The organism is Streptomyces sp. NPDC086023 (genome assembly GCF_044540325.1).
In the GTDB taxonomy this organism is placed as follows: domain Bacteria; phylum Actinomycetota; class Actinomycetes; order Streptomycetales; family Streptomycetaceae; genus Streptomyces.
Genome location: NZ_JBITRX010000010.1, coordinates 146,974 through 169,574 on the forward strand (window position 1 = coordinate 146,974; position 22,601 = coordinate 169,574).

At 71.6% G+C, this 22,601-nt stretch carries 22 protein-coding genes; 14 read left to right on the forward strand and 8 right to left on the reverse strand.

Going from position 1 to position 22,601, the window contains the following annotated elements:
* Window positions 1–138 precede the first annotated feature (138 nt).
* The gene (gene mce, locus ACIF6F_RS21060; RefSeq protein ID WP_399948663.1) at window positions 139–579 is read right to left on the reverse strand and encodes a methylmalonyl-CoA epimerase; all 441 of its coding nucleotides are present in this window, start codon (window positions 577–579) and stop codon (window positions 139–141) included.
* Between the two features lie 136 nt (window positions 580–715).
* Between mce and ACIF6F_RS21065 the strand changes: the two genes are divergently transcribed.
* Window positions 716–1,918: an acetyl-CoA C-acetyltransferase gene (locus ACIF6F_RS21065; protein WP_399948665.1), complete on the forward strand. Its 1,203-nt coding sequence runs from the start codon at window positions 716–718 to the stop codon at window positions 1,916–1,918.
* Between the two features lie 69 nt (window positions 1,919–1,987).
* Window positions 1,988–2,947 carry a methylmalonyl Co-A mutase-associated GTPase MeaB gene (gene meaB, locus ACIF6F_RS21070; protein ID WP_399948667.1) on the forward strand — a complete coding sequence of 320 codons (960 nt, stop codon included), beginning with the start codon at window positions 1,988–1,990 and terminating at the stop codon, window positions 2,945–2,947.
* Window positions 2,948–3,076: 129 nt separating this feature from the next.
* On the opposite strand, the gene ACIF6F_RS21075 is transcribed toward meaB, so the two are convergent.
* The 4 genes from ACIF6F_RS21075 to ACIF6F_RS21090 form a co-directional block, all read right to left on the reverse strand.
* The gene (locus ACIF6F_RS21075) at window positions 3,077–3,553 is read right to left on the reverse strand and encodes a MarR family winged helix-turn-helix transcriptional regulator (protein ID WP_399948669.1); all 477 of its coding nucleotides are present in this window, start codon (window positions 3,551–3,553) and stop codon (window positions 3,077–3,079) included.
* An 84-nt stretch (window positions 3,554–3,637) separates the two neighbouring features.
* Window positions 3,638–4,408, reverse strand: a complete 771-nt coding sequence (locus ACIF6F_RS21080) for an AIM24 family protein (protein WP_399948671.1) — start codon at window positions 4,406–4,408, stop codon at window positions 3,638–3,640.
* A complete protein-coding gene (locus tag ACIF6F_RS21085) occupies window positions 4,408–5,058 on the reverse strand; it encodes an AIM24 family protein (RefSeq protein ID WP_399948673.1) in 651 nt (216 codons plus the stop codon). The genes ACIF6F_RS21080 and ACIF6F_RS21085 overlap by 1 nt, the downstream gene beginning before the upstream one ends.
* Window positions 5,058–5,696, reverse strand: a complete 639-nt coding sequence (locus ACIF6F_RS21090) for an AIM24 family protein (RefSeq protein ID WP_399948675.1) — start codon at window positions 5,694–5,696, stop codon at window positions 5,058–5,060. The genes ACIF6F_RS21085 and ACIF6F_RS21090 overlap by 1 nt, the downstream gene beginning before the upstream one ends.
* A gap of 198 nt (window positions 5,697–5,894) precedes the next feature.
* On the opposite strand from ACIF6F_RS21090, the gene ACIF6F_RS21095 reads away from it, so the two are divergent.
* The 4 genes from ACIF6F_RS21095 to ACIF6F_RS21110 all read left to right on the forward strand — a co-directional run bounded on the left by ACIF6F_RS21095 (window position 5,895) and on the right by ACIF6F_RS21110 (window position 10,514).
* Window positions 5,895–6,239, forward strand: a complete 345-nt coding sequence (locus ACIF6F_RS21095) for a DUF3817 domain-containing protein (RefSeq protein WP_399948677.1) — start codon at window positions 5,895–5,897, stop codon at window positions 6,237–6,239.
* Window positions 6,236–6,529, forward strand: a complete 294-nt coding sequence (locus ACIF6F_RS21100) for an MTH1187 family thiamine-binding protein (RefSeq protein WP_399948679.1) — start codon at window positions 6,236–6,238, stop codon at window positions 6,527–6,529. The genes ACIF6F_RS21095 and ACIF6F_RS21100 overlap by 4 nt, the downstream gene beginning before the upstream one ends.
* Window positions 6,530–6,755: 226 nt before the next feature.
* Window positions 6,756–8,522 (forward strand): glycosyltransferase family 2 protein, encoded by a 1,767-nt coding sequence (locus tag ACIF6F_RS21105; RefSeq protein ID WP_399948681.1) that lies wholly within the window; start codon window positions 6,756–6,758, stop codon window positions 8,520–8,522.
* A 3-nt stretch (window positions 8,523–8,525) separates the two neighbouring features.
* Window positions 8,526–10,514, forward strand: coding sequence for a galactose oxidase-like domain-containing protein (locus ACIF6F_RS21110; RefSeq protein ID WP_399948683.1), 1,989 nt, complete (start codon window positions 8,526–8,528; stop codon window positions 10,512–10,514).
* A gap of 36 nt (window positions 10,515–10,550) precedes the next feature.
* Here ACIF6F_RS21110 and ACIF6F_RS21115 read toward each other — a convergent pair whose 3' ends face one another.
* Window positions 10,551–11,585 carry a glycoside hydrolase family 6 protein gene (locus tag ACIF6F_RS21115; protein WP_399948685.1) on the reverse strand — a complete coding sequence of 345 codons (1,035 nt, stop codon included), beginning with the start codon at window positions 11,583–11,585 and terminating at the stop codon, window positions 10,551–10,553.
* 127 nt (window positions 11,586–11,712) lie between these two features.
* The gene (locus tag ACIF6F_RS21120) at window positions 11,713–12,699 is read right to left on the reverse strand and encodes a DUF5937 family protein (RefSeq protein ID WP_399948687.1); all 987 of its coding nucleotides are present in this window, start codon (window positions 12,697–12,699) and stop codon (window positions 11,713–11,715) included.
* A gap of 729 nt (window positions 12,700–13,428) precedes the next feature.
* Between ACIF6F_RS21120 and ACIF6F_RS21125 the strand changes: the two genes are divergently transcribed.
* From ACIF6F_RS21125 to ACIF6F_RS21140, 4 genes are all read left to right on the forward strand, one after another.
* Complete coding sequence (locus ACIF6F_RS21125; protein WP_399948689.1) at window positions 13,429–14,664, forward strand: MFS transporter; 1,236 nt, start codon at window positions 13,429–13,431, stop codon at window positions 14,662–14,664.
* 10 nt (window positions 14,665–14,674) lie between these two features.
* The gene (locus ACIF6F_RS21130; protein WP_399948691.1) at window positions 14,675–15,184 is read left to right on the forward strand and encodes a MarR family winged helix-turn-helix transcriptional regulator; all 510 of its coding nucleotides are present in this window, start codon (window positions 14,675–14,677) and stop codon (window positions 15,182–15,184) included.
* Window positions 15,185–15,246: 62 nt separating this feature from the next.
* A complete protein-coding gene (locus ACIF6F_RS21135; RefSeq protein ID WP_399948693.1) occupies window positions 15,247–15,579 on the forward strand; it encodes a DUF3817 domain-containing protein in 333 nt (110 codons plus the stop codon).
* Window positions 15,580–15,686: 107 nt separating this feature from the next.
* Complete coding sequence (locus ACIF6F_RS21140) at window positions 15,687–17,387, forward strand: methylmalonyl-CoA mutase (RefSeq protein WP_399948695.1); 1,701 nt, start codon at window positions 15,687–15,689, stop codon at window positions 17,385–17,387.
* Window positions 17,388–17,420: 33 nt separating this feature from the next.
* Here the strand turns inward: ACIF6F_RS21140 and ACIF6F_RS21145 are convergent, their stop codons facing one another.
* Window positions 17,421–18,104, reverse strand: a complete 684-nt coding sequence (locus tag ACIF6F_RS21145; RefSeq protein WP_399948697.1) for a TetR/AcrR family transcriptional regulator — start codon at window positions 18,102–18,104, stop codon at window positions 17,421–17,423.
* 220 nt (window positions 18,105–18,324) lie between these two features.
* Here ACIF6F_RS21145 and ACIF6F_RS21150 point away from each other — a divergent pair, with 220 nt between their 5' ends.
* From ACIF6F_RS21150 to ACIF6F_RS21165, 4 genes are all read left to right on the forward strand, one after another.
* Window positions 18,325–19,293, forward strand: a complete 969-nt coding sequence (locus ACIF6F_RS21150) for a tetratricopeptide repeat protein (RefSeq protein ID WP_399948699.1) — start codon at window positions 18,325–18,327, stop codon at window positions 19,291–19,293.
* A gap of 600 nt (window positions 19,294–19,893) precedes the next feature.
* Window positions 19,894–20,523: a DUF6230 family protein gene (locus tag ACIF6F_RS21155; RefSeq protein WP_399948701.1), complete on the forward strand. Its 630-nt coding sequence runs from the start codon at window positions 19,894–19,896 to the stop codon at window positions 20,521–20,523.
* Window positions 20,524–20,634: 111 nt separating this feature from the next.
* Window positions 20,635–21,234, forward strand: coding sequence for a DUF6114 domain-containing protein (locus tag ACIF6F_RS21160; RefSeq protein ID WP_399948703.1), 600 nt, complete (start codon window positions 20,635–20,637; stop codon window positions 21,232–21,234).
* Window positions 21,224–22,513, forward strand: coding sequence for a hypothetical protein (locus ACIF6F_RS21165; RefSeq protein ID WP_399948705.1), 1,290 nt, complete (start codon window positions 21,224–21,226; stop codon window positions 22,511–22,513). Before ACIF6F_RS21160 ends, ACIF6F_RS21165 begins: the two co-directional genes overlap by 11 nt.
* Window positions 22,514–22,601: the final 88 nt, after the last annotated feature.

The window sequence follows — 22,601 nt, forward strand, 5'->3', positions numbered from 1 at the left end:
CACCGTCCGCCCGCTGAACGGCGCCCCCGGGGAATGGTGTCAGACTTCTTGCCGCGTGTCAGAAGGCCCCGACCCCTCGGCAAACACACCAAACCCCGGCCGAGCCACCGCCACTCTACCGGCCGGGGAATCCGGCGGTCAGTGCTCCGTGTGGGAGGAGGGGTGGGAAGTGACCAGTTCGGTGAGGACGCCGTGGCAGTCCTTGGGGTGCAGGAAGGTGATCCGGGACCCCATCGAGCCGATCCGCGGCTCGTCGTAGAGGACCCGCACGCCCTTGCCGCGGATGGCCTCGGCGTCGCCGTCGACGTCCGCGGTGCCGAAGGCGATGTGGTGCACGCCCTCGCCGTTCTTGGCCAGCCACTTGCCCACCGCCGAGTCCTCTCGGGTGGGCTCCAGCAGCTGGAGGTAGGAGGCGCCGCCGTCGGACGTCTCGTTGATCTTGAGCATGGCCTCGCGCACGCCCTGCTCTTCGTTGACCTCGGTGTGGAACACCTCGAATCCGTACGTGGCACGGTAGAACTCGACAGTCTTGTCGAGGTCGAAACAGGCGATCCCGATGTGGTCGATTCGCGTCAGCATGCCTCCAGTGGAGCGGTCGACAGGGTGGTTACGCAACGTGCGCGCGATCACACCGGATGCCCGGTGACGGCACCGAGTGCCTCTCAGTACATTCAGGTAAACCCTCGTTCACTCCTCATCCAAGGGGCTGTGCCTCATGTCCGGAACGAACAGCACTACTTCGGTGATCGTCGCTGGGGCCCGCACGCCCATGGGGCGGCTGCTGGGCTCGCTCAAGTCCTTCTCGGGCGCCGACCTCGGCGGCTTCGCCATCAAGTCCGCCCTGGAGCGGGCCGGCATCTCCGGCGACCAGGTCCAGTACGTGATCATGGGCCAGGTCCTCCAGGCCGGCGCGGGCCAGATCCCCGCCCGCCAGGCCGCGGTCAAGGCCGGCATCCCGATGAACGTGCCCGCCCTGACGATCAACAAGGTCTGCCTCTCGGGCCTCGACGCCATCGCCCTGGCCGACCAGCTGATCCGCGCCGGCGAGTTCGACATCGTGGTCGCGGGCGGCCAGGAGTCCATGACGAACGCCCCCCACCTGCTCCCGAAGTCCCGCGAGGGCTACAAGTACGGCGCGATCGAGATGCTCGACACGATGGCGTACGACGGCCTGACCGACGCCTTCGAGAACATCGCGATGGGCGAGTCCACCGAGAAGCACAACACCCGCCTGGGCATCGAGCGCGCCGCGCAGGACGAGATCGCCGCCGCCTCGCACCAGCGCGCCGCGGCCGCCCAGAAGAACGGGATCTTCGAGGCCGAGATCACCCCGGTCGAGATCCCGCAGCGCAAGGGCGAGCCGGTGGTCTTCTCCGTGGACGAGGGCGTCCGCCCCGAGACCACCGTGGAGTCCCTGGGCAAGCTGCGCCCGGCCTTCGCCAAGGACGGCACGATCACGGCCGGCACCTCCTCGCAGATCTCCGACGGCGCCGCCGCGGTGGTCGTGATGAGCAAGGCCAAGGCCGAGGAGCTGGGCCTGGAGTGGCTGGCCGAGATCGGCGCCCACGGCAACGTGGCGGGCCCGGACAACTCGCTCCAGTCGCAGCCGTCCAACGCCATCCAGCACGCCCTGAAGAAGGAGGGCCTGGGGGTCGAGGACCTCGACCTGATCGAGATCAACGAGGCCTTCGCGGCGGTCGCCGTCCAGTCAATGAAGGACCTGGGCGTGACCCCGGAAAAGGTGAACGTCAACGGCGGTGCCATCGCCCTGGGCCACCCCATCGGCATGTCCGGCGCCCGCGTGGTGCTGCACCTGGCCCTGGAGCTCAAGCGCCGCGGCGGCGGTGTCGGCGCGGCCGCGCTGTGCGGCGGCGGCGGCCAGGGCGACGCGCTGATCGTCCGCGTTCCCAAGGCGTAGTCCCGCAATCCACGGGACTGCCCGCAACCCGCGGGCGGTCCCGTCACCCACGGCAGGAGGCAGACAGGCATGGCGGTGGACGTCCCCCAGCTGGTGGACCAGGCCCGCGAGGGCAGGCCACGGGCGGTGGCCCGGCTGATCTCACTGGTCGAGGGGGCGTCCCCGCAGCTGCGCGAGGTGATGGCGGCGCTGGCGCCGCTGACCGGCAACGCGTACGTGGTGGGCCTGACCGGCTCGCCCGGCGTGGGCAAGTCCACCTCGACCTCGGCGCTCGTGACGGCCTACCGCAAGGCGGGCAAGCGGGTCGGCGTGCTCGCCGTCGACCCGTCCTCCCCGTTCTCCGGCGGTGCGCTGCTCGGCGACCGGGTGCGGATGTCGGACCACGCCTCCGATCCGGGGGTGTACATCCGCTCCATGGCCACCCGCGGGCACCTGGGCGGCCTGGCCTGGGCCGCGCCGCAGGCCATCCGCGTCCTCGACGCGGCCGGCTGCGACGTGGTGCTGGTCGAGACCGTGGGCGTGGGCCAGTCGGAGGTGGAGATCGCCTCCCAGGCCGACACGTCCGTGGTGCTGCTCGCCCCGGGCATGGGTGACGGCATCCAGGCGGCCAAGGCCGGCATCCTGGAGATCGGCGACCTGTACGTGGTGAACAAGGCGGACCGGGACGGCGCCGACGCCACCGCCCGCGAGCTGAACCACATGCTCGGCCTCGGGGAGGCCCGCGGTCCGGGCGACTGGCGCCCGCCGATCGTCAAGACGGTGGCCGCCCGCTCCGAGGGCGTCGACGAGGTCGTGGAGGCCCTGGAGAAGCACCGGGCCTGGATGGAGGAGCACGGGGAGCTGGCCCGCCGCCGGATCGCCCGTGCCGCCCGCGAGGTCGAGACGATCACCGTCACGGCCCTGCGCTCCCGGATCGGGGACCTGCACGGCGACCGCCACCTGGATGCGCTGGCCGAGCGGGTCGTGGCGGGCGAGCTGGACCCGTACGCCGCCTCGGACGAGCTGCTGGCGAGCCTGACGGAGGGCTGAGCCCGCCGCAGGCGCCCGTACGCGCGCGAAGGGCCCGCCTCCCGATGCGGGAGGCGGGCCCTTCGCGCGTTCCGGTAAGGGTCTACCCGCGTCACACGGCGGCGTCAGGGGAGGGCCGCCGGGCCCGGGTCAGAGCTTGCCGCGCTGGTCGCGCAGGTGCTCCGCGATCGGCTTGAGCGACTCGTGCAGGTCCGCGAGGGCCTCGGGCGGAAGCAGGTCGATGAAGTGCTTCCGCACGGAGGCCACGTGGTGCGGTGCGACCTTGCGCATGGTCTCCATGCCCAGGTCGGTCAGCACGGCGTACAGCCCGCGCCGGTCGGACTCGCAGTTCGCCCGGACCACCAGGCCCGCACTCTCCATGCGGGTGATCTGGTGGGACAGGCGGCTCTTGGACTGCAGGGTGGCGGTCGCGAGATCGCTCATCCGCATCCGGTGGTCCTCGGACTCCGAGAGGTTCACGAGGATCTCGTAGTCGTTGTTGGTCAGTCCGAATGGCTGGAGATCCTTCTCCATCCGGTGCGTCAGAAGTCTGTTGACGTCCAGATAGGTGCGCCAAGTGCACTGCTCGGCATCGTTCAGCCAGCGGGTGGCAGTCTCAGTCTCCATACAAGGACTCTACCTAAGAAGTTGAATTACGTACAAAAATTCCCGGCATCCGGACGCGGGACGTGACCGACCGAAGCGTATCGGTCACAGTCCGAAGCGGCGCTGCAGGTCGCCGAGCTGCCCGGGCATCCGCGGCACGCCCAGCTGGCCCAGCGGCCCGTGCTGCTGCGGCACCCCCGGCTCGTGCGCGACCGCACCGACCGCCTGCTCCGCCATCAGCATCTCGGTGGACTGGAGCAGCACCGTGCCGGCCCCGACGAACTCGAACTGGTGCTCCTCGCCCGAGGTGCCGCCGATGCCCGCCAGCTGCCGCAGGCCGCCCATCACGCCCTGCATGTAGCCGTGGTCGTAGTGGTGGCACGGAGAGGGGCAGTCCGCCCAGCCCACCAGCGCCTGCGGGTCGACCTTGAGCGGCGGCTCCATGAAGACCACCGGGCCGTTCGACGCGGCCACGAACTTGCCGGTCCCGATCAGCGTCAGGAAGCCCGGCACGATCGACTGCTTCAGGGCCAGCGACGGCTGGTACGCGAGCAGGTTGCCCGAGCGGATCGTCAGGTTGCCGTTGTCCAGGTCGTACGAGTTGACGTCGAAGGCGCGGTCGGCCAGGAGCATCTTGCCCGAACCCTCCGCCACCACCCAGTCGCTCGCGTGCAGCGGGGAGTGGAAGCTCGTGCGCAGCAGCCGCTCGAAGCGGCCGTGGCCGATGCCGTTGAACTCGATCTGCCCGTAGTAGGAGATCATCTTGCCCTTCTGCAGGAACCACTGGCTCCCCTTGAGCTCCACGCAGAAGGTGTACGGGTTGACGTTGTCGTCGGACGGCAGGGAGTACGGGTCGAGGACCACGGGTCCGGTCATTACAGCTTCTCCTCCGAGGCCTGCACGTACACGACTCCGTGGCCCGAGAGCTCCAGCTGGAACGCCTCGCCCGAGCCACGCCCCACCATGTCGCGCCAGCCCAGCGCGGTGGAGAGCTTGTTCCGTACGTCGCCCCGGTGGGCCACGTACGCCTGCGGGTCCACGTGGATCGGCCGCTGGGGGGTGATCGGCAGCTCGATGACGCCGCCGTGGGCCATCACCGCGACCGAGCCGTGCCCGGCCAGCGTGGTGGTGAACAGGCCCTGCCCGGTCACCTGGCCGCGCACCATGCCCATGACGCCGCCCTGCGAGCCCATGAACATGGTGCCCTGCTGGAGGGTGCCGTCGAAGGCGAGCAGCCGGTCCGCCTCGACGTACATGGTGTCGCCGGTGAGCTGCACCACGTGGATGTGGTGCCCGCCGTGGCCGAACATCACGGTGCCCTGGCCCTCGACGGTCATCAGCGGGGTCTGCTCGTTGGCCACCCGGCGGCCGATCATCCCCATGACGCCGCCCTGACCGCCGGTCAGGTTCGGGGTGAAGCTGACGTCGCCGCGGTAGGCGAGCATCGCGCCGCGCTGGCTGAACAGCCGCTGGCCCGGGATCACCTGGGCCTCGATCATCTTCGAGTTGATCTGGGTGAACGGCATCAGACGTCGCCCCCGATCGTGTTGCGCTCGCTGGGCTGGACGTAGACCAGCCCCTCGCCCTCGAAGCGGATCTGGAAGGCCTCGCCGCCGCCCTCGCCCATGAACGTGCGGAACGTCACACCGGACTGGAAGTGCTGCTGGAGGTTGCCGGTGTGCGCGATGTACGCGCCCGGGTCCACGGAAAGGGGGTACTGGGCGCTGACGCGGAGCACGACCGCCGGCCCGTCGGACATGATGGCCGCCTGGCCGGTGCCCTCGACGGTGGTCGTGAACAGGCCGTTGCCCGTCGCGCCGCCGCGCAGACCGGTGAAGGTCGTGCCGGTGCGCAGCCCGCCGTCGGTGCACAGCAGGTTGCTGGACTCGACGTAGAGCTTCTCACCGTGGAGATTGACCAGGTTGATCTCACTCGCGCGGTCGGCGAAGTAGCAGGTGCCGTGCCCCTGCACTTCCATCACGGTCATCTGCTCGCCGGTCAGGCGCCGGGTCACCATGCCGCGGATGCCCTCACCGCCGCCGGTCATCTTCTTGAAGGCCATCTGGCCGTCGTACGCGACCATCGAGCCGTTCTTCGCTTTGACGGCGTCGCCGGACAGGTCGACGGCGAGCACCTTGCTGCCTTGGAGTCGGAACTGAGCCACGGGGATGACGTTAACGGCAGCGCGCGCACCCGAACAGGGCCCGATGGCCGATAAGGGCCCCGGTGGGACGGGGATGGGACGCAGCCGAGACCTGGCGGAGACATCCGGGTGCCCGCGGGCCCGACCCCGGGTCAAGATCGGGTAAACCGGCTTGGGAGAATGGGCCGGACATTTCGCCCTCCGCCCCGAAGGTTGACCGTGGACATCAAGACCGCTTCCGCCCTGCACAGGCTGCGCCTCGTCTCCATCCCCGAGGCCCTCTCGTTCCCGGCCCTGCTGATCTTCGGCTCGCTGCTGAGCCGGATCTCGGACGTCAACCTGGTGATGCCGCTCGGCATGCTGCACGGCGTGCTGTTCGTGCTCTACTCGCTCTTCCTGCTGGACGTGTGGAACAGGGCGAAGTGGCCGCTGAAGAAGGTCGCCCTGTTCTTCCTGCTCGCCGTCATCCCCTTCGGCGGCCTGTACGGCGACAAGCTGCTCAAGCGCGACGAGGCGGACAGCGTCGTCGCCGCCCGCGCGCGCAAGGAAGAGGCCGCCGCGTGATCGTCGCCTTCTCGGTCACCCCGCTGGGCGTGGGTGAAGAGGTCGGCGAGTACGTCGCCGACGCGGTCCGCGTGGTCCGCGAGTCCGGCCTGCCCCACCGCACCGACGCCATGTTCACCTCCGTCGAGGGCGAGTGGGACGAAGTGATGGACGTGGTCAAGCGTGCGGTGGCGGCCGTGGAGGAGCGGGCGCCGCGCGTCTCGGTGGTCATGAAGGCCGACATCCGCCCCGGCGTCACGGACGGGCTCACCTCCAAGGTGGCCACGGTGGAGCGTCACCTGGCCTCCTGACCCCCCGAAGGGCCTCCCGCGAAGCCCCCGCCCCCGGTTGCCCAGCTGCCGGGAGCGGGGGCTTCGTACGTCTCCGGACGGCCGTCGCGGGCCGCCCGACCCCCAAACGGCGGTGCGAACGCGAACGTTCAGGAGAACCCCTCGCTCGGCCGAATCCGGTTCGACACACCCGAGTTTGTCCACTTTTGTTGGATTATCAACCTCGGCTCCAAGCTCTGGAGGCACCGTGCGGCCGGAAGGCATTGACTACGAGGCCCACAGCCGTCTCGCCGGTCCGCTGACGAAGGCGACTCCCAACGCCTACCGCGTGCAGTACCGCTCGCTGCTGTCGAAGGAGCCGCACCGAATACGCGCCGTCGCCCTCATGACGCTCGCGCCGCTGCTCTCCGCCGCGCTGCTGCTCTACCTGGTCTGGCCGACCCACTGGACGGTCCGCGAGGGCGGCGACCGCTGGCTGGTGCGGTTCGACACCGTGATGCTGGTCTCCATCGCGCTGATCATGTTCTTCATGCTGGTCAACGTGGTGTCGATCGCCCACGCCACGATGGTCGCCAGGGATCCGGTGCCCGTGGAGGCCGAGCCCGGCACGCGGGTCGCCTTCCTCACCACGTACGTCCCCGGCAAGGAACCGCTCACCATGGTGCGCGCCACCCTCGAAGGCGCCGTCGGGGTCCGCCACGACGGCCCGCTCGACGTCTGGCTCCTCGACGAGGGCGACGACCCCGAGGCCAAGGCCCTCTGTGCCGAACTGGGCGTACGGCACTTCACCCGCAAAGACGTACCCGAGTGGAACCGCAGGAAGGGCCCCCACCGGGCGAAGACCAAGCACGGCAACTACAACGCCTGGCTGGCGATGCACGGGGACGACTACGACTACTTCGCCTCCGTCGACACCGACCACGTGCCGCTGCCGAACTTCCTGGAACGGATGCTCGGCTACTTCCGCGACCCGGACGTCGCCTTCGTCGTCGGTCCCCAGGTGTACGGGAACTACACCGAGCACGTCACCAAGGCCGCCGAATCACAGCAGTACCTCTTCCACGCCCTGATCCAGCGGGCCGGCAACCGGTACGGCGCCCCGATGTTCGTCGGCACCAACAACGCGGTGCGGGTGAGCGCGCTCAAGAGCGTCGGCGGCCTCTACGACTCCATCACCGAGGACATGGCCACCGGCTTCGAACTGCACCGCAGGAAGAACCCGCGCACCGGCCGGTTCTGGCGCTCCGTCTACACCCCCGACGTGCTCGCGGTCGGCGAGGGCCCCGCCTCCTGGACGGACTTCTTCACCCAGCAGCTCCGCTGGTCCAGGGGGACCTACGAGACCCTCTTCAAGCAGTACTGGAAGGCGCTGTTCCGGGTGCCGCCCGGCCGGCTCCTCAACTACACGCTGATGCTCGTCTACTACCCGATGACCGCGGTCAACTGGCTGCTGGGCGTGCTGAGCTGCGTACTCTTCCTCTGGCTCGGCGCCTCCGGCACCCAGGTCTCGTCCTCGGTGTGGCTGATGCTCTACAGCGACGCCGCCGCCCTCCAGATCGGCCTCTACCTCTGGAACCGGCGCCACAACGTCTCGCCCCACGAGCCCGAGGGCTCCGGCGGCCTGGCCGGCATGGCGATGTCCGCGATCTGCGCGCCGGTGTACCTCAGGTCGCTCGGCTCGGCCCTGATCCGCACCAGGGGGCGCTTCGTCGTCACCCCCAAGGGCGGCACCGCCTCGCCCGACCGGCTGCTGACCTTCCGCATCCACCTCTTCTGGGTGGCGGTCCTCGCCGCCTCCCTCGTCGCCTCGGTCCGGTACGGCCACACGCACGCGGCCATGCGGACCTGGGCCGTCCTCGCCCTGCTCATCGCCCTGTCACCGGTCGTGGTGTGGACCGTGACCCTGTTCCGCGACCGCGGGACCAGGGCCGTGACCGCCCCCGTCGCCGCTCCCGGCGGCGGACCCGGCGACGAGCCGGAGCCCGCGCTCGCCACGACCACAGGAGGGAACTGAGCCATGGCCTACCGGCCGTCGAAGAAGTTCAAGAAGACCGTCCTCGGAGTGGGCGCGGTGGTCCTTCTGGCCGGGCTCAACGCACCCGCGGCCTTCTCCTTCGCCGAGGACAGGTACCACGCGTACAAGATCGCCCAACCCGGCTACAAGGCGCAGTACGGCTCCTGGGGCCTGGTCGCCCTGCCCGAGGACCAGCGCATCAACGCCATGCACGCAGCGCTGCTGCACACCGGCAAGGTGCTGCTCATCGCCGGCTCCGGAAACGACCAGAAGAAGTTCGACAAGGGGACCTTCGACACGGTGCTCTGGGACCCCGCGAAGAACACCTTCAAGCGGATCCCCACCCCCGAGGACTTCTTCTGCGCGGGGCACAGCCAGCTCCCCGACGGCCGGCTGCTGGTGGCCGGGGGCACCGCCCGCTACGAGGTCCTCGACGGCAAGGTCACCCGGGCCGGCGGCGGCATGCGGGTCAAGAACGAGAGCCCCGACAAGACCGTCACGCTCAGGAAGGGCACCCGCTTCCGCTCGCCGTCCGGGGTCGAGTACGAGTCGAAGTTCGACGTCACCGTGCCCAAGGCGAAGCGCGAGTTCCTCATCTCGTACGCCAAGAGCGGCCGGATGCTGCCCTGGAAGACGAAGGTGACGGCGGCCGAGGCACGGGTCTTCGTCGAGGCGGTCCAGGAGGGTCCCCAGGGGCTGACCACCGAGGCCGCCCAGTACGAGGTCATCGGCCTCAAGGGCAAGGACGCCGACAACGTCTACGGCCTCGCCGAACGCCTGAGCACCGCGAAGCAGGACTTCCAGGGCATCAAGGCCGCCTACGAGTTCGACCCGAAGGCGGAGAAGTACATCCCGGTCGCCCCCATGAAGGACGCCCGCTGGTACCCGACCCTGGTCACCCTCCAGGACGGCCGGGTGCTCGCCGTCTCGGGGCTCAACGACGTCGGCGACGTCGTGCCCGGCGACAACGAGATCTACGACCCGCGCACCAAGAAGTGGACCAAGGGCCCGTTCCGCTACTTCCCGACCTACCCCGCGCTGTTCCTCACCAAGGGCGGCAAGCTGCTCTACACCGGCTCCAACGCGGGCTACGGACCGGCCGAGAAGGGCCGCGCGCCGGGCCTGTGGGACCCGCGCACCAACACCTTCGAGCCGGTCAAGGGCCTGACGGACCCGGACCAGCTGGAGACCTCCGCCTCCCTGCTGCTGCCCCCGGCGCAGGACCAGAAGGTGATGGTGCTCGGCGGCGGCGGCGTCGGCGAGTCCCCCAAGTCCACCGCCCGCACGGCCATCGTCGACCTGAAGACCGCCACCCCGGCCTGGCGCGAGGGACCCCGGCTCCCGCAGGGCACCCGCTACCTCAGCAGCGTGATCCTGCCCGACGACTCGGTGTTCACCACCGGCGGCGCCCGCGACTACCGGGGCCGCGGCGCCAGCGACATCCACAAGGCGCAGTTCTACTGGCCGCGCGCCGGCAGGTTCACCGCGGCGGCCGCCCCGGCCGTCGGCCGCAACTACCACTCCGAGGCCCTGCTGCTGCCCGACGGACGCGTCGCCACCTTCGGCTCCGACCCGCTCTTCGCGGACAAGGACAACACCAAGCTCGGCAGGTTCGAGCACCGGCTGGAGGTCTACTCACCGCCCTACCTCCACCGGGACCCCGCCCTCCGGCCGGCCCTCGGCGCGGGCCCGGACGAGGTCGACCAGAACGGCCGGGCCACCTTCCGCGCCAAGGACACGGACCGGATCGTGCGGGCCCGGCTGATGCGGCCCAGCGCCGTCACGCACACCACCGACGTGGAGCAGCGGTCCATCGAGCTGGGGCTCAGCAGGACGGCGGACTCGGTGACCGTGGACGTGCCGTCCGACCCCACGCTCGTACCGCCGGGCTGGTACATGCTGTTCGTCACGGACGTGGACGGGACCCCGTCCGAGGCCAAGTGGATCCAGGTGCGGGCGCCGAAGAAGCCGGCCGCGGAGGACGAGGACTGACGGGGCTCCGCGGACGCCCCGGCTGCGGGCCCGGCGCTACTGCCGGGCCCGTCTGGCCAGCCCGAGGGCGTAGTCGGGCCACCAGCGGCCGGCCTGCGGGCCGCCGCGGCAGGTGCCGTCCGACTCGCCGGGGCGCTTGATCCACAGGTACGCGTCCAGGAGCGCGTCGCCCGTCCGGTCGGTGGGCGGTGCGCCGAGCGCCCGCCCCGGCGGGTTGCACCAGGCCTGGTCCCGGTTGCCCGGGAGCGGGCCGTCGCCGTTCCTGCTGGTGTCGATGACGAAGTGCTTGCCGCCCGTGCCCCGGGAGATGCGCTCCCCGTAGGCGCGTCCGGCCGCGTCCGGCTGGAAGTTGGAGACGTTGAGCGAGAAGCCGTCGGCCCGGTCGATGCCGGCCCGCTTCAGCGGCTCGACGAGCTTCTCGGGGTCGGGGATCCAGGCCGGGTTCCCGGCGTCCAGGTAGACCCGGGTGTGCGGCTGGGCCTTGAGCCGGCCGATGGCCTCCGAGAGGAGTCGGTACCGCTCGTCGTGGTGCTCGGCCGGGGTGCAGCCGTCGACGATGTGGGGGACCGCGTCGGGTTCGAGCACCACGATGGCCCGGGCGTCGCCGATGGCGTCCGCGAAGGCGCCGATCCAGCGGCGGTAGGCGTCCGCGTTCCAGGCACCGCCCGCCGAGTGCTGGCCGCAGTCGCGGTGCGGGATGTTGTACGCGACCAGGACCAGGGTGCGGCCCTCCGCGGCCGCCCCCGCGCGGGCCCGCCGGATCTCCGGTCCGGGGTCGTCGCCCGGGCCCCACAGCGCCATCGGCCGCTCGGAGATGCGGCGCAGCACCTGCGCGTCGCCCTTCCTGCCCTGCTGCTCCCACAGGGCGACCTGGCGGGCGGCGTCGCTCTGCGGGTCCACCCAGAAGGGCGACCCGGTGGAGGGGCCGCCGGTCGCGGCCGGCGTCGCGGGGGTCCGGCCGGTGGCGGCGGTGTCCGAGGGCCCGGACCCGGGGGAGCAGGCGGCGGTGAGGGCGAGCAGCAGCGCCAGGCCGCTCGCGGTCCGCCGGGCGGTTCGTCTGTGGCCGGACATCCAGGCCCCTCGGCAGGGTGGGGATACGGGGAACCGGGTCATCGTGACATAGCGGACAGGTGGGGCGGGCGGTGCGACACCGGGCCCTTCGGGGGCTTCTGCCGGGTGCGGGGCCGGGTGGTCCCGGCTACGGGGTGCCGCCCGTGGCCAGCGCGATGCCGAGCGGCGTGCGCTCGTACAGCACCCGGTGGCCGTGCCGGTGCGAGAGCAGCAGTCCGGCGTCGCGGAGCGCCGACAGGTGAGCGGAGACGGTGGAGGGCGCCATGCCGAGCCGCTGCGCGAGCGCGGTGGTCGCCTCCGGGGCCTCCAGCGCGCACAGCACGTCCGCCCGGCCCCTGCCGAGCAGCCGGGCGAGGGCCTCGGGGGTGCGGGTGCCCGCCGCGGTCCACAGCGCGCCGATGCCTCGGGCGGGGTAGACGAGGGTGGGCTGCCAGGGCGGGTCGAAGCCGGAGACCACCTCGGGCCAGCCGAAGGCACTGGGCATCAGGACCAGGCCCTGGCCGCCGAGTTCGCGTACGTGGGTGCCGGGGCGGTCGATGGTGAGGGTGCCGTCGTGCCAGGTGAGGGACGGGTGGAGGCCGGTGAACAGGGCCTCCAGGCCGCCCTCGGCCAGCCGGCGCGAGTGGAAGACCAGGTCCGCTTCGAGCAGGGCGCGCAGGCGGGGCCAGTGCGGCTCGACCAGGGTGCGCCAGGCGGCCTCGGTGAGGTCCGCGAGGTCGCGCACGGCGCGGGCCGGGTCGGCCAGCATGGCCCGGCCCAGCGGGCTCTCGTACGCGCCGGGCGTGCAGACCAGGGAGCGGGCGATGTCCTCGCGGGCCGCGTCGGGGTCGGCGGCCCGGATGGCGGCGATCTCCTCGTCGAAGGAGGCCGCGGGGCCGATCGGGGGCGGGCCGAGGAAGTCGGGGGTGTGGCCGCGGAGGGGCATCAACAGCCAGAGGGGGCGCAGGTCGAGGGAGGCCGCGGAGGCGCGGATCGCGCGGAGCCAGGGCAGGTGGTAGCCGTGGCGGCCGGGCCGCTGGAGCGTGCGGACGGCTTCCTGCGTCTCCCAGCGGGGCGACACCGCGAAGCGGCACCGCAGCAGGTCGCCGTCGCCGAAGCAGAGCCGGAAGGGCATGCGGGTCGCCTTTCCTTGGGGGTGCGGGTGCGGGTGCGGTTGGTTTGTGTGCGGTGTGGGTGACGGTAGTACGGGCGGCGGGGGGTGCGGACACCGCCGGAGGGCGGGGGCGCGGGTGGCGGATGCCGGCCCTGCGGGGCTGGCCCCTCCCCACCCTTCTCCCGTTCACCGGGACTCCGCCCCGGACCCCCGGCGCCGCCCGGACCGTGGCCCCGCCCTCGGCCCCGCCCCGGACCGTGGCCCGGCCCGGACCCTGGCCCCGCCCCCGGCCCCGCCCCGGGCCCCCGCCCGGCCCGGACCCCAGCTCGGCCCGGGTCCCAGCTCGGCCCGGACCCCCGCTCGGCCCGGGTCCCGGCCTCGCCCCGGACCGTGGCCCCGCCCTCGGCCCCGCCCCGGGCCCCCGCCCGCCCCGGGCCCCCGCCCGGCCCGGGCCCCAGCTCGGCCCGGGCCCCAGCTCGGCCCGGGCCCCAGCTCGGCCCGGGCCCCAGCTCGGCCCGGGCCCCAGCTCGGCCCGGGTCCCGGCCTCGCCCCGGACCGTGGCCCCGCCCTCGGCCCCGCCCCGGGCCCCCGCCCGGCCCGGACCTTGGCCTCGCCCCGGGTTCCGGAACCACCCGGGTCCCGGCCCCGCCCCGGACCGGGTTCGGCCCGGTCCGGGGCGGGGCCGGGCGGAGATTCGGGATGGGGCGAATGTATAACCCCCGGCTCGGCGGCGGCCTGATGGTGGCCCGCATGACCGCTGTCAGTCAGTCGCCCCGCGCGGGGTACGGCGCCGCGTTCCGGGTACGGGAGTTCCGGGCCGTGTTCGCCGCGCACCTGCTGTCCGTGCTCGGGCTCGTCGTCGCCGAGATCTCCCTCACCGTCCTCGTCTTCCGGATCACCGGGTCGCCGCTCATGAGCGCGCTGACCTTCGCCCTCGGCTTCCTGCCCCACGTGCTCGGCGGGACCCTGCTCGCGGGCGTCGCGGACCGCGTCCCCGCCCGCCGGGTGCTCGTCGTCTGCGATCTGCTGTGTGCCGCCTGCGCCGCCGCCATGGTGCTGCCCGGCACCCCCGTGGCCGCCCTGCTCGTGCTCCGGTGCGCCATGGCCTTCGTCGCGCCCCTCTTCCAGGGCACCCGCAACGCCTCCCTCGCCGACGTCCTCGGCCAGGGGCAGGCGTACGTACTCGGCCGCTCCCTGCTCCGCATGGTCGCCCAGTCCGCCCAGCTCGCCGGCTTCGGCATCGGCGGCGTGCTGCTCACGGTCCTCGCCCCGCGTGCCGCCCTCGGCGTCACCGCCGGCACCTTCCTCGCCTCCGCCGCCCTGCTCCGCTTCGGCACCCGCCGCCGCCCGGCCCGGGCCGACGGGGACCGCCGCTCCCCGCTGGCCGGGGCGCGGGCCGTGCTCGGCGACCGCCGGATGCGCGCGCTCACCCTGATGTTCTGGGTGCCCGCCGTCTTCACCATCGCCCCCGAGGCGCTGATGGCCCCGTACGCCACGGGCATCGGCTCCGGCACCGTGGCCCTGGGCCTGCTGATGTGCGCCCTTCCGGTCGGCACCATCGCCGGCGAGCTGTGGGCCGGCTCCGCCCTCGGTGCGGCCGCCCGCTCCCGGATCGTCCGACCGCTGGCGGCCGTGAGCCTGCTGCCGCTGCTGGTGTACGCGGTCCGGCCGGGGATCGTGCCGCTGCTGGCCGCGCTGCTGCTCGCCGGACTGGCCCACGCGTACACCCTGGGCCTCGACCAGTGGTACGTCGACGCCGTTCCCGAGGAACTGCGGGGGCGGGCGATGACCCTGCTGAGCACCGGCCTGATGACCCTTCAGGGCGTCGGCATGGCGCTGGCCGGCCTGGCCGCGGAGTTCTTCGCCGTGCACACCGTGGTCACCTGGGCGGCGCTGCTCGGCACCGCGTGCGTGCTGCTGCTCCTGCGCGAGCTGCGCGAGACCGAGGGGCGAGACGGGGCTGACCAGCATATGACCGGCCGGTAAGGTCGGGTGCGTGCCCAAGCCGCTGAGCCTTCCCTTCGACCCGATCGCCCGTGCCGACGAACTCTGGCAGCGACGCTGGGGCCCCGCGCCCTCGATGGCCGCCATCACCTCGATCATGCGGGCCCATCAGATCCTGCTCGGCGAGGTGGACGCGGTCGTCAAACCGTACGGGCTGACCTTCGCGCGCTACGAGGCCCTGGTCCTGCTCACCTTCTCCAAGGAGGGCGAGCTGCCGATGTCGAAGATCGGCGAGCGGCTGATGGTGCACCCCACCTCGGTGACGAACACGGTGGACCGCCTGGTCAGGTCCGGCCTGGTGGCCAAGCGCCCGAACCCGAACGACGGCCGCGGCACGCTCGCCTCCATCACGGACAAGGGCCGCGAGGTCGTCGAGGCCGCCACCCGCGACCTGATGGCGATGGACTTCGGCCTCGGGGTCTACGACGCGGAGGAGTGCGCGGAGATCTTCGCCATGCTCCGCCCGCTGCGGGTGGCCGCGGCCGACTTCGACGAGAGGTAGCGCGCGCCCGGTCCTCGGGGGGCGGTCAAGATCTGTTAAAACGGGCGGTTACGCTCGTGGGCATGAAGAAGAGCGTGCTGACCAGGTACCGGGTGATGGCCTTCGCCACCGCCGTCATGCTGCTCGTGCTCTGCACGTGCATGATTTTCAAGTACGGCTTCGACAAGGGCGCCGACCTGACCTTCGTGGTCTCCCAGGTCCACGGCGTCCTCTTCATGATCTACCTGGTCTTCGCCTTCGACCTCAGCTCCAAGGCCAAGTGGCCCTTCGGCAAGATGCTCTGGGTGATGGTCTCCGGCACCATCCCGCTCGCCGCCTTCTTCGTCGAGCGCAAGGTCCGCGAAGAGGTGGAGCCGCTGGTGGTCGACGGCCGCCCGGCGCCCGCCAAGGCCTGACGGCGGGGGCGCGGGACCCCGCGCCGACGCAATCGTGACCTGCCCCCGGGTGACTCCCGGGGGTTTGCCATCGACATTTAGTAGGACGTCCTAGTAAATTCGAAGGCATGGACGCTGACGCCATCGAGCAGGGCCGCCTCCGCTGGCAGGCCCGTTACGACAAGGCCCGCAAGCGGGACGCCGACTTCACCACCCTCTCCGGCGACTCCGTCGAGCCCGTGTACGGGCCGCGGCCCGGCGACACGTACGACGGCTTCGACCGCATCGGCTGGCCGGGGGAGTACCCCTTCACCCGCGGCCTGCACCCCACCGGGTACCGGGGCCGCACCTGGACCATCCGCCAGTTCGCCGGCTTCGGCAACGCGGAGCAGACCAACGAGCGCTACAAGATGATCCTGGCCGCCGGCGGCGGCGGCCTCTCGGTCGCCTTCGACATGCCCACCCTCATGGGCCGCGACTCGGACGACCCGCGCTCCCTCGGCGAGGTGGGCCACTGCGGCGTGGCCATCGACTCCGCCGCCGACATGGAGGTCCTCTTCCGGGACATCCCGCTCGGCGACGTGACCACCTCGATGACCATCTCCGGGCCCGCCGTGCCCGCCTTCTGCATGTACCTGGTCGCCGCCGAGCGCCAGGGCGTCGACCCGGCCGTGCTCAACGGCACGCTCCAGACCGACATCTTCAAGGAGTACATCGCGCAGAAGGAGTGGCTCTTCGAGCCCGAGCCCCATCTGCGCCTCATCGGCGACCTGATGGAGTACTGCGCCCAGGGCATCCCGGCGTACAAGCCCCTCTCGGTCTCCGGCTACCACATCCGCGAGGCCGGGGCCACGGCCGCGCAGGAGCTGGCGTACACCCTCGCCGACGGCTTCGGCTACGTGGAGCTGGGCCTGTCCCGCGGGCTCGACGTGGACGTCTTCGCCCCGGGTCTGTCCTTCTTCTTCGACGCGCACCTCGACTTCTTCGAGGAGATCGCCAAGTTCCGCGCGGCCCGCCGGATCTGGGCCCGCTGGATGAAGGAGGTCTACGGCGCCAAGACCGACAAGGCGATGTGGCTGCGCTTCCACACCCAGACCGCCGGCGTCTCGCTGACGGCCCAGCAGCCGTACAACAACGTGGTGCGCACCGCGGTCGAGGCGCTCTCCGCGATCCTCGGCGGCACCAACTCCCTGCACACCAACGCCCTCGACGAGACCCTCGCCCTCCCCAGCGAGCAGGCCGCCGAGATCGCCCTGCGCACCCAGCAGGTGCTGATGGAGGAGACCGGCGTCGCCAACGTGGCCGACCCGCTGGGCGGCTCCTGGTACGTCGAACAGCTCACCGACCGCATCGAGGCCGACGCCGAGAAGATCTTCGACCAGATCAAGGAGCGCGGCCTGCGCGCCCACCCGGACGGCAAGCACCCCATCGGTCCGATCACCTCCGGCATCCTGCGCGGAATCGAGGACGGCTGGTTCACCGGCGAGATCGCCGAGTCCGCCTTCCGCTACCAGCAGTCGCTGGAGAAGGGCGACAAGCGGGTCGTCGGCGTCAACTGCCACCACGGCTCGGTCACCGGCGACCTGGAGATCCTGCGCGTCAGCCACGAGGTCGAGTGGGAGCAGGTGCGCCTGCTCGGCGACCGCAAGGAGCGCCGGGACGACGCGAAGGTGAAGGCCTCCCTGGACGCCATGCTGGCGGCGGCCCGGGACGGCTCGAACATGATCCCCGCGATGCTCGACGCCGTGCGCGCCGAGGCCACGCTCGGCGAGATCTGCAACGTGCTGCGCGACGAATGGGGCACGTACACCGAACCCGCGGGCTTCTGAGCCGGTCCGCGTGTGCGCCGGGAGGGCGCGGTCCTACCGGGCCGCGCCCTTCAGGCCGTGCATGAGGAGGGCGGTGAAGGTGGCCACCCACAGCTCGTCGACGGGCTCGGCGCTGACCAGCGCGCGGTGGACCACGGTCCCCGCGATCACGTCGAAGATCAGGTCGGTGGTGTGGCCGGCGAGGGACTCGTCCTCCTCGCGGGGGAGTTCGCCCCGCGCCTGGGCGCGTTCGCGCCCCAGGACCACCAGGTGCTTCTGGCGCTCGACGATGGCGGACCGGATCCGGTCGCGCAGGGCGGGGTCCCGGGTGGACTCGGCGACCACGGCCATCAGCGCGGTCTTGGCCTCGGGGCGGTGCAGCAGGGCGGCGAACTGGAGCACCACGTACTCGATGTCCGCCTCCAGCGAGCCGCGGTCCGGCAGCTCCAGCGCGTCGAAGAGCTCGGCGACGGCGTCGACGACCAGCTCGTTCTTGCCCGCCCAGCGGCGGTAGAGGGTGGTCTTGGCGACCCCGGCGCGGGCGGAGACGTCGCCCATCGTCAGCTTGGACCAGCCCAGTTCCACCAGCGCGTCCCGGGTGGCGGCGAGGATCGCCGCGTCGGCCGCCGCGTTGCGGGGCCGGCCCGTGCGGCCGGACGGCTGCGGCCTGCCGGCGTCGCCGGAACCGCTGCCGCGGCCGGAGTCGCCGGAGTTGCCGAGGGAACAGCTGATGCGCATCCCGTGACCATACCCGCCAGTAGGGAAACCGCCGTGACCCAGATCACGGGGCGCGAAGGGCTCGGTTTAGTTACGCTACGACTCGTAGCGTAAGAGCGACAGCCACTGGCGCCGGGTGGGGACCCGCGCGCCGCAGCTTTTCATCATCACGCGTTCCGTCGAGGAGCGTGTTTTCAGCCGGTCTTTTCGCGGCCGCGCGCGCAGGGGGGAGGATGTACGCATGCAGCCCAGAAACATGTCCATGAGCGGCGTGGTCGACCTCGCCGCTGTGAAGGCGGCCGGCGAGGCCAAGGCCAAGGCCGAGCAGGCCCGTGCGGAGTCCGCCCGGCAGGGCGGCGTCGCGGCCGTACCGCCCTCCGCGCTGGTCATCGACGTCGACGAGGCCGGCTTCGAGCGTGACGTGCTCCAGCGGTCCACCGAGGTCCCGGTCGTCATCGACTTCTGGGCCGAGTGGTGCGAGCCCTGCAAGCAGCTCGGCCCCCTGCTGGAGCGGCTGGCCGTCGAGGCCAACGGCCGCTTCGTCCTCGCCAAGGTCGACGTCGACGCCAACCAGATGCTGATGCAGCAGTTCGGCATCCAGGGCATCCCGGCGGTCTTCGCCGTCGTGGCCGGACAGGCCCTGCCGCTGTTCCAGGGCGCGGCGCCCGAGCAGCAGATCCGCGAGACGCTGGCCCAGCTGATCCAGGTGGCCGAGGAGCGCTTCGGGCTCACCGGCATCGCCGTCGACCCCGACGCCGTGCCGGGCCGGGAGCCCGCCGAGGCGCCCGTGGGCCCGTACGACGCCCTGCTGGAGGCGGCCGTCTCGGCGCTGGACGCCGGTGACCTGGGCGGTGCCGTGCAGGCGTACAAGAACGTGCTCGCGGAGGACCCCGGGCACCCCGAGGCGAAGCTGGGCCTGGCCCAGGCCGAACTCCTCGCGCGCGTCCAGCACATGGACCCGCAGCAGGTCCGCAGGGACGCCGCCGAGCGGCCCGCGGATCCGGCGGCCCAGATCGCCGCGGCCGACCTGGACCTGGTCGGCGGTCATGTCGAGGACGCTTTCGGCCGACTTGTGGACACCGTCCGGCAGACGGTCGGCGACGACCGCGAGGCGGCGCGCCTGCGCCTGCTGGAGCTGTTCGAGGTCATCGGCTCGGACGACCCGCGCGTGACGCGGGCTCGCACGGCGCTGGCGCGCGTGCTCTTCTGAGGTCCGCCCCCGGGGGGTGCGGAAGGTTCCGCTTCGCCCCCACCGGACCCCGGTGATTTGTTGACACAGAGATAAACAGCGGCCGCGCTTTGCCAAAACTTGGTAATCGCGGCCGCTGTTACTCGCAGTAAATCGAACCCCCGGATCTGCCCGGTTTGTCGTTCGATCTCCCCTTCTGTCGCGGCCCTCGGCGACACCCTGTGTGCCCGCTCGGCGCCGCCGTGTCGTACCACGGTTATCGGGCCGTTACTAGCCAGTAACGAACCCCCTTGTGCCCCGGCCCCGAATGCACCACGATCGGCCACGCTCGGTCCATCCCGCAGCCCCCGCACACCCGGGGCCGTGGACATGGGTCCCCACCGAGTGAGCCGGCGGCTTGCCCCGGCTGTCTGGACAGGGGGGTCTCCGCCGACCGGCGGGGCCTGTCCTCGGCCGCGCGACTGCGCGGCCAGTGGTTGTCGCTCGGGGGTGATCGCCGGTGTTTCGGACGCGTTTCCGCGTTCCGGTCGCCTGCGCTCCTCCGAGGACGTAGCACTTCTCCCATCCCAGGACGGGCTCGACCCGGACCGGAGATGTACGTCCGAGAAGGAGGAACGAGAAATGAATTCCCAGGTTCGTGGTGGGACCAGATGGAAGCGCTTCGCGCTCGTCATGGTGCCGAGCATCGCGGCCACCGCTGCCGTCGGTGTGGGTCTGGCGCAGGGCGCGCTCGCCGCGTCGTTCAGCGTGTCCGGTCAGGACTTCAAGGTCTCTGCGGACCAGCTGGTCGGTGAGGACCTGATCCAGTACGGCGGTGTCGCCGAGGGTCACGACCTCAAGGGCAACCCCCAGCACCACCCGGTGACGATCTCTGGCTTCAAGAAGGCCACGATCACCAACATGTGCCAGTCGCTGGTCACCCCGGTGCCCGGCCTCGGCAACATCACCCTGCAGCTCCGCACGGGCCACAAGGGCGAGCCGGCCGTCGCCAGCAACATCTACCTGGACGTCGCCGAGCTCGACGCGGACGCGTACTTCGAGCAGCTCGACATCGGCGTCGCGGTGGGCGACTCCAGCCACGCCACGAAGCCGCAGCCGGGTACGGTCGCCAGCCCGTACGCGTTCTCGCAGCGCGCCAAGAAGGCCGTGCTGAAGAACGTCGAGCAGAAGGCGTGGGCGACCACGGCGGGGACGTTCAGCCTCCCCGACCTGAGCCTGCGTCTGATCAAGGACGGCCCGTCCTGCTACTAGGCCTGACCGCCTAGCGGCCTGACCGGCCGGGCGGGTGGCGCCTGTGTCTCCCGCCCGGCCGGGCACTTCACGTAGTTCTCCGTACCACCGTTTCCAGGGAGCTGTTGTCCAATGAACGCCGAGGCCCCGGTTTCCCACAAGGACGAACACTGGCTCGCGACCGGCCGGCGCGTGTTCCGCGACTGGCGCGGCAGCCGTCCCTTCTGGGCCGGACTGTTCACCCTTCTCGGCGGCGTGCCGATCGCCTACTTCCCGTACGCCGACCTGCGCCTGGGCAACGTCACCATCGCGATGGCGACCACCGCCGGCGCCGGCTCGCTGATCATCGGCGTCCTGCTGATCACGCTGGGCTTCTGCCTGTGGTTCCAGCAGAGCATGCGGGTCTTCGCCGGCATCGCCTCGATCCTGCTGGCGCTGGTCTCGCTCCCGGTGTCGAACCTCGGCGGCTTCTTCATGGGCTTCCTCTGCTCGCTGCTCGGCGGCGCCCTCGCGCTGTCCTGGGCCCCGGGCGTCCCCAAGGACGAGACCGAGGACGCCGACGAGGCCGCGGCCGAGGCCGGTGCGCACGAGCTGGAGTACGTCCCCGGACCCCGCTCGGAAACGGACCCGCAGGAGCCCCCTCACGAGCACGCCGAGAGCGTCTCGTTCGAGAAGGCCGATGCGACCGAGACGACTGCCCACGCCAATGGCGGGAGGAACAGTGCGGGGTGACGAGACGCAGCGGGCCGTGGCCCCAGGCGCAGAGTCCCGTGAGAGGAAGGGCCCGCGCCACGCGGCGCCCCGTAAGTCGCTGCTGACCAAGCTGCAGATACCCGTCGGCAAGACGATGGCCCTGGCCGCCATGCCGACCGCCGTCTTCGTCGGCATGGGCATGGCCCCCAAGCTCGCCCTGGCCGACGACAAGGAAATACCCTTCGCGCCCGGCCCGTGCGTCACCCGCTCCGACGAGCCCCCGGAGTCGGAGTCGCCGAAGGCCGAGGCCACGAAGAAGGCCGAGCGGAAGAAGAAGACCGCGGAGCCCTCCGCGTCCCCGTCCGCCACGCCCCGCGCGACGACGCAGCCGTCGCCCTCCCAGTCCCCCTCGGCCAGGTCCTCCGCGACCAGCGAGCCGAAGGCCGCGGAGACCACCCGGGCGACCGACACCGAGCGCGCCACCGGCGGCTCGGGCACCACCGGCCTGCTCGACCCGCTGGGTGTCGGCGACAAGCTCCAGAACCTCGTCGACGACCTCGGCAGCCTGGGCAAGTCGGCCACCCCGGCCCCGACCCCGACCGCCACCTCCACCACGACGGCGAAGACGAGCACCGCGAGCACGGGTTCGTCGACGGAGTCCGCGATCCGTGAGGCGGCCAGGAAGTCCGGCGCCACGGTCGAGGACCTCTCGGACGAGGTCAGGAAGACCGCGGTCGAGCCCAAGGACGAGACCGGCGGGAAGAAAAAGAAGAAGTCGGTCCTCGGCGCCGGCACCAAGGACGACGACGAGGGCAGGGACGAGGACGGCAAGGAGCGCTTCCCCTGCCCGACCGCCGACCCGAAGGCCCTCGCCGCGGCGGAACTGGAGACCGGGATCCCGCTCCTGCCGGACGAGCCCTGGTACCTCGACAGCTCGCTGCTGACACTGCGGGGCCTGGACTACCACGGCATCGTCGAGGTGAAGACGGCCAGCGGCAAGATCAAGAAGGTCCTCAAGTTCACCGCGTCCGAGGTGGACATCAAGGACCTGTACCAGCGGGTCGGCAAGCCGCCCCGGAAGGTCGCCCACCTGAAGGCCCGCAGCGGCTCGACCTCCACCATCCGCGGCGGCACGGTGACGATGTACACCGAGGAGCTGAAGGGCAACCTCTTCGGCCTCATCCCGGTCACCTTCAGCCCGGAGACCCCGCCGCCGCTGAACGTCCCCTTCGCGTTCTTCACCAACGCCAAGGTCGTCCAGGCCAGCCAGCTCGGCGGCAACCTCACGGTGCCCGGCCTGCACAGCTGGATCGAGTAGGTCAGGCCCTCGCACGGCCCGGCGGACACAAGCCGAGGGCGGCACCCCCTGACGGGGTGCCGCCCTCGGTCGTCCGTGCGGCGGGGTT